This window comes from Pseudonocardia pini (genome assembly GCF_013870575.1).
Taxonomy (GTDB): domain Bacteria; phylum Actinomycetota; class Actinomycetes; order Mycobacteriales; family Pseudonocardiaceae; genus Pseudonocardia; species Pseudonocardia pini.
Genome location: NZ_JACBXB010000417.1, coordinates 1 through 4,811, shown reverse-complemented (window position 1 = coordinate 4,811; position 4,811 = coordinate 1). Strand labels below are relative to the sequence as shown.

Annotated in this window: 6 protein-coding genes; 2 read left to right on the top strand and 4 right to left on the bottom strand. The window is 70.3% G+C overall.

What is annotated here, in order from left to right; all coding sequences use genetic code 11:
- The 4 genes from H5J29_RS21055 to H5J29_RS21040 all read right to left on the bottom strand — a co-directional run.
- On the bottom strand, positions 1-336 hold a 336-nt coding region (locus H5J29_RS21055; protein ID WP_181782767.1), incomplete at its 3' end, for an FmdB family zinc ribbon protein.
- Between the two features lie 57 nt (positions 337-393).
- Positions 394-1,677, bottom strand: coding sequence for a hydroxyacid-oxoacid transhydrogenase (locus H5J29_RS21050; RefSeq protein WP_181782766.1), 1,284 nt, complete (start codon positions 1,675-1,677; stop codon positions 394-396).
- Positions 1,674-2,486 (bottom strand): N-acyl homoserine lactonase family protein, encoded by an 813-nt coding sequence (locus H5J29_RS21045; RefSeq protein WP_181782765.1) that lies wholly within the window; start codon positions 2,484-2,486, stop codon positions 1,674-1,676. Before H5J29_RS21045 ends, H5J29_RS21050 begins: the two co-directional genes overlap by 4 nt.
- Before the next feature lie 59 nt (positions 2,487-2,545).
- The gene (locus H5J29_RS21040; protein WP_181782764.1) at positions 2,546-3,253 is read right to left on the bottom strand and encodes a GntR family transcriptional regulator; all 708 of its coding nucleotides are present in this window, start codon (positions 3,251-3,253) and stop codon (positions 2,546-2,548) included.
- A gap of 175 nt (positions 3,254-3,428) precedes the next feature.
- Between H5J29_RS21040 and H5J29_RS21035 the strand changes: the two genes are divergently transcribed.
- Positions 3,429-3,758 carry an ANTAR domain-containing protein gene (locus tag H5J29_RS21035; protein ID WP_181782763.1) on the top strand — a complete coding sequence of 110 codons (330 nt, stop codon included), beginning with the start codon at positions 3,429-3,431 and terminating at the stop codon, positions 3,756-3,758.
- The gene (locus H5J29_RS21030; RefSeq protein ID WP_220187718.1) at positions 3,755-4,675 is read left to right on the top strand and encodes a 1,4-dihydroxy-2-naphthoyl-CoA synthase; all 921 of its coding nucleotides are present in this window, start codon (positions 3,755-3,757) and stop codon (positions 4,673-4,675) included. Before H5J29_RS21035 ends, H5J29_RS21030 begins: the two co-directional genes overlap by 4 nt.
- The last annotated feature ends 136 nt before the right edge of the window (positions 4,676-4,811 follow it).

The window sequence follows — 4,811 nt, the reverse complement described above, 5'->3', positions numbered from 1 at the left end:
GCGCAGCGGCGCGTCGTGGTAGCGGCCCTCGTGGGCCAGGATCGGCCGCTGGTCACCGGCGATCTCGGGGTACTTCTGCTCCAGCTTCTGCCGGGCGTCCCAGGTCCGGCGCATGGAGTCGACGTACCCGGCGTCGCCGTCGTAGACGCCCTTCCAGGTCTGGGGCATCTCGTCCTTGCTCAACCCCGGGCTCGCCTGCCCGCCCAGGGAGAAGCCTGCGGGCACCTTGGCGGTCTCCCCGCCGCACCGCGGGCAGCCGGGGGACTCGGTCGCGGACATCGACGTCAGGTGCTCGAACCGGACGCCGCACCCGCAGCGGTACACGTAGATCGGCATGGGGCTCCCGCCTCGTGAGTGGCGATGGTCGCCATGGCGACCATCGGCACCCACAGGTCACCAGTTCTCGACGGACTTCGTGAGGATGTCGGCGATGTCGTCCTCGGTCGGGGTCTTGGGGCACGTGGCGAGCAGGCGCTGCTGCTTCATGGTGCCCGGGACCAGGTCCGGGACGTCCGACTCGGTGTAGCCGACGCCGCCGATCCCGTTCGGGATCCCGATGTCCCGCATCAGCCGGACCAGCACCGACGGGAGCTGCTCGCGCGGGTCGCTGTGCCTGTCCGCCCCCGGGTCCATCAGCTCGGCGGCCTTGAGGTGGCGCTCGGGCGCGGACTCGAAGGAGAACCGGAAGGCCTCCGGCGCCGTGAGCGACACGGACTGGCCGTGCGGGACCATCGGCTCGTCCGGCGGGTAGCCGGCGGGCACGTAGTCCTTCACCATTCCGGCGATCGGGTAGGCGTTGGCGTGCGGGATGTGCACCCCGGAGTTGCCGAAGCCCATGCCCGCGAAGGTCGCGGCCATCATCATGTTCGACCGCGCCTCCAGATCCTCCCCGCCGCGGTGCACCGCCGCCCGGAAGGACTGCGCGAGCAGGCTCATCGCCTTCTCGCACCACAGGTCCGACACCGGGTTCGAGCCGCAGTACGTGACCCGCTCCTCGGGCTTCTTGCGGTCGAACGTGGTGTAGTACCGCGCCGTGTAGGACTCGACCGCGTGGCAGACGATGTCCATCCCCGCCGCCGCCGTGACCTCCGGCGGGAGGGTCATGGTCAGCAGCGGGTCGATCACGGCCAGGGTCGGGCGCAGCCGCCAGTGGCTGATCCCGGTCTTGACCTTCATCGACAGGATGTCCAGCACGCACATGGCGGTGGACTCCGAGCCGGTGCCCGCCGTCGTCGGGACCGCGATGAGGGGCTTGAGCTGCCCCGGCGGCACCTTGGCGTTGCCGATCGGCTTGTTGATGTAGTCCATCAGCTCGCCGGGGTGGCTGGTCAGCAGGTTGATCGCCTTGGCGGTGTCGATGGCCGATCCGCCGCCGACGGCCACGAACCCGTCCCACGGCCCCTGCACGCGGGCGTACTCGGTCGCCTTGTTCATCGAGTCGTCCGTGGGCTCGACGTGCACGCCGTCGAAGATCTCGGACTCGATGTCGTAGCGCTTGAGCGAGTCCGCCAGGCGCTGCGGCGCGCCGAGGGCGTTGACCCCCGGGTCGGTCACGATCAGGACCCGCTTGACGCCGTACGCGGTGAGCTCGAAGCCCACCTCGTCGATGGCGCCCGCGCCGAACTTCAGCGGCGGCGCCCCCCACGTGAAGATCGTCTCTTCGGTGAGCTCCGTCATGTGTAGGACCCCTCGGGCGCGGTGCGCAGCTCGTGGATCTGCTGGGCGTCGTGTCCGAAGACCAGCTGCGCGCCGGTCTTCTCCTGGATCCCGCGGAGCTTCTCCACCGAGCTGAACCACTGCTCCAGGTTGTTGACGATCGCGGCGGGCGCGGCGGGCGGGCCGTAGCTGTCGCCCATGTACACGGCGTCGGAGGTGAAGATCATCGAGCCCGAGTCGGGCAGGTCCACCTGCATGGACATGCAGCCCACGGTGTGGCCGGGGGTCTGGATCAGCCTGACGCCGGGGAGGAAGTCCACGTCGCCGCTGACCGTCTCCCAGTTCAGGCCTTCGTAGTCCGCCTTGAGGTGGGCCCCGTTGAAGTCCCCCTCGAAGTTGAGCGCGAACTCCTTCTCGCGGTCCGAGCACACCAGCTTGGCGTTGGTGTTCTTGAACATCTGGGCGTTGCCCGCGTGGTCGAAGTGCAGGTGGGACAGGACCACGTAGTCGATCTCGTCCAGCCCGACGCCCATCTGGTTCAGCCGCGAGTCCAGGTAGTCGTCCGGGCCCGCCTTGTCGTAGGGGAAGAAGTCCTGCAGGCCGGTGGGCTTCCACCTGGTCTCCCAGTCCGCCGGACAGGAGGTGTCCCAGAGGAGCTTCCCCTCGTCCGTCTCGACGAGGACGCAGTGGCTGGGCACGTCCACCCAGTCGATCTGGGCGGTCTTCTCCTGGCGGGGCTTGATGCTCACCCCCGGCTTGAGGAGCAGCCAGGTGAGGTCCGCGGTCATCGCCCCGCACGGGATGACGCTGAGCTTGTTCGCAGTGGCCATGGTGGGTCCCTTCGGCACTGGAGGGTTCGGGCTCACGGTGGCATGTAGCATGCCACTCGTCAATGCGTGCGCATGACACCTTCGGTCCAGGCCAGGTCCACGTCGACCGGGCCGGAACCCGCCTCCTGGGCGATGAGCAGCTCCGCGGTGTGCTGCACGTGCTCGCGCATCGCCTTCGCCGCGGCGTCGGCGTCCCCGGCCTCGACGAGGTCCAGGATCGTGCGGTGCTCGGCCACGATGTCGTCGAGGCTGCGGGACTCGCGGGCGGTCGAGACGCCGCGGCGCAGCACCATGTCGCGCAGACCGTCCACGTACGCCGCCAGCCGCGTGTTCCCGGCGGCCTCCAGCAGCGCGCGGTGGAAGCGGCGGTCGTGCTCGAACATGGTGAACTCGTCGTCCGCCTTGGCGGCCCTCTCCATCTGCACGAACGTCCGGCGCAGCTCCTTGAGCTGGGCGGGCTCGAGCCGCCCCACGGCCCGCCGGACCGCGGGCGGCTCCAGCAGCAGGCGCAGCGCGAAGACCTCCTCGAGGTCGTGCAGGCTCGTGAGGAGCACGCGCACGCCCCGGTTGCGCTCGAAGCGCACCATCCCCTGCTGGGCGAGCTTGATCAGCGCCTCGCGGACGGGCGTGCGGGAGACCCCGAGCTGGGTGGCGAGGACCTGCACCGAGTAGAGGTTGCCGGGCACGAGCTCGCCGCTGATCACCGCCGCGCGCAGGGCGGTGAGGACCTGCGTGTTGACACTCGCCGTGGCAGGGAGCTGCTTCATCGCGATCACCCCTTCTCCGAGAGTGGCATGCGACACATCACCGGTCAAACGGACGACACGATCATCCCGGGGTGTCCGACCGACCCCGCGGGGGGCACTTGGTAACGTCTTCCGGCGCAGGTCCAGCAGCGAGGCCCGCGGTCCCCGAAGACCGAGACCCGCTGGACAGGTGGACATGCCAGACGACCTCGATCCGTCACGCCCGGACGAGGCCTCCCGAGACCGGGCGCTGCTCGACCGCGTGGCTCAGCTGGAGAACGCCCTCCGCAGCCGCCCGGCCATCGAGCAGGCCAAGGGCATGGTCATGCTCGTGCACCGCTGTGACGAGGACCGGGCCTTCCGAGTGCTGATCGGGGTGTCGCAGAGCTGCAACCGCAAGCTCCGCGACATCGCCACGGAGATCGTCGACGCGCTCCCCGCGGCGCGCCCGTTGCCCCCGGACATCGCCGAGGCGCTGGACACCGAGCTGCGCCGCGTCGACCGCACACTAGATTCGGAACGGTGACCAGCACGGCATCCGACAGCGTGTCCGAGACGTTCGACCCGTCGGCCTGGGCCGCAGTGCCCGGGTTCGCGTTCTCCGACATCACCTACCACCGGGCCGTGGACTGCGGGGTGGTGCGGATCGCGTTCGACCGGCCCGAGGTCCGCAACGCGTTCCGGCCCGGCACGGTCGACGAGCTCTACACGGCCCTGGAGCACGCCCGCACCTCCTCCGACGTGGGGTGCGTGCTGCTGACCGGGAACGGGCCCTCCCCCAAGGACGGGGTGTGGGCCTTCTGCTCCGGCGGGGACCAGCGCATCCGGGGCCGCACCGGCTACCAGTACGCCTCCGGCGACACCGCGGACACCGTGGACCCGGGGCGGGCGGGCCGGCTGCACATCCTGGAGTGCCAGCGGCTGATCCGGTTCATGACCAAGCCGGTCATCGCCGTCGTCAACGGGTGGGCGGCGGGCGGCGGGCACTCGCTGCACGCGGTGGCCGACCTCACGCTGGCCAGTGCCGAGCACGCGCGCTTCAAGCAGACCGACGCGGACGTGGGCTCCTTCGACGGCGGATACGGCTCCGCCTACCTCGCCCGGCAGGTGGGGCAGAAGTTCGCCCGGGAGATCTTCTTCCTGGGCCGGACCTACACCGCCCGGCAGATGCACGAGATGGGCGCGGTCAACGCCGTCGTCCCGCACGCCGAGCTGGAGGCCGAGGCGCTGCAGTGGGGTCGGGAGATCCTCGGCAAGTCGCCGCAGGCCCAGCGGATGCTGAAGTACTCGTTCAACGCGATCGACGACGGCCTGGTCGGCCAGCAGCTGTTCGCGGGCGAGGCCACGCGGCTGGCGTACATGACCGACGAGGCCGTCGAGGGCCGGGACGCCTTCCTCGAGAAGCGCACCCCCGACTGGTCGCCCTACCCCTGGCACTACTGACCTGTGAGTGGCGACGCCCCGGGGCCCTTCGTGGGTCCCCGGTGCGATCCTGGGGCCATGCGTCCGTTGCACGCGCTCCCCCTCGACGGCTCGCCGGAGTCGCTCGACGACCTGGTCCTCGCCCTCACCGCCGCGC